At 43.5% G+C, this 1,330-nt stretch carries 1 protein-coding gene; it reads left to right on the plus strand.

Annotated elements, in window-relative coordinates:
* Positions 1–1,330: IS21 family transposase (gene istA, locus BY457_RS18850; protein ID WP_106154875.1), on the plus strand; the 1,330-nt coding region annotated here is incomplete at both ends.

The raw sequence follows: 1,330 nt of genomic DNA on the forward strand, positions 1-1,330 counted from the left end.
GTCCTATCTCAGGAAAATAGAGGAGAGCAGTCTTCATATCAAGGAACTACTAAAATTGGAAGATCCCCTTCTGGAAGGAAAGTTTCATGCCGGAAGCCCATCCTACAAAGAAGATCGTTACGAGCATTTTAAGGCCAATGTAGATTATTTCCTTAAAGAACTTAATCGTTTGGGTGTAACCAAACAACTCTTATGGGAAGAGTACAAATCCAGCTATCCTGGTGGCTACAGTCATTCTCAGTTTTGTTATCATCTTAATCAACAAGAAGTGGCAGCCCGGCCCTCTGCTGTGCTGCACCACGATCCTGCCGATAAACTCTATATTGATTTTGCCGGGAAGACACTTTCTTACATAGATAAATCAACAGGCGAGGTCATTAAATGTCAGGTTTTTGTTGCCTGTCTTCCTTACTCTGATTATTGCTTTGCGATGGCCGTCAGAAGTCAGAGCGTAGAAGACTTTATATATGCCCTTACGTGCTGTTTAAATCATTTGGGAGGCACACCAAGGGCACTTGTTCCTGACAATCTTAAAGCAGCTGTTATTAAGGCCGATAGTTACGAGCCAAGCATTAATACTGCAATGGATGACCTGGCAAATCATTACGGAACCACAGTTGTTCCGGCCAGGGCGCGCAAACCCAAAGATAAGGCACTGGTGGAAAATCAGGTAAAACTGATTTACAGCCGTGTGTATGCCAAATTCCGCGATCGTCAGTTCTTTAGCATTCAGCAGTTAAATGAGGCCATATCTGAAAAGGTATTGGCCCACAACCAAACCCGTATGCAGCTGAAAAACTACTGTCGGGAAGAAAAGTTCCTGGCCGATGAAAAACATCTGTTAAAAGCCCTGCCTGATACTGTATATGAAATGAAGTATTACAAGCAGTATAAGGTAGCTCCCAACAACCATCTTTGCCTGCAAAAAGACAAACATTATTACAGCGTTCCTTATGTGCATATAGGCAAGCAGGCAACGGTAATCTACACCCGCTCTACGGTGGCAATCTATATCGATCGTAAGCGGGTAGCTTTTCATCTGAGAAGCTATGTAAAAGGGCACTATACAAGCGTCAAAGACCACCTATGTTCAACCCATCAGCATTATCAGGATCGTAGCCCGGATTACTACATGGCCAAGGCAAAAAGCAGGTCTAAGGAGCTTCTCAACTTATTTGTTCTGCTATTTAAACAGGACAGATATCCAGAGCAGCTATATCGAACATGCGATGGCCTTTTGAAGCTCCAGCGAATCACTGAACCGGATAAGTTCGAGAAAGCCTGTCAGATCGCTATTGAGAACCAGAGATACAATTATGGCTTTGTGGCA

Origin of the sequence: Marinilabilia salmonicolor, assembly GCF_003003035.1 — a bacterium.
GTDB classification, from domain to species: Bacteria; Bacteroidota; Bacteroidia; order Bacteroidales; family Marinilabiliaceae; genus Marinilabilia; species Marinilabilia salmonicolor_A.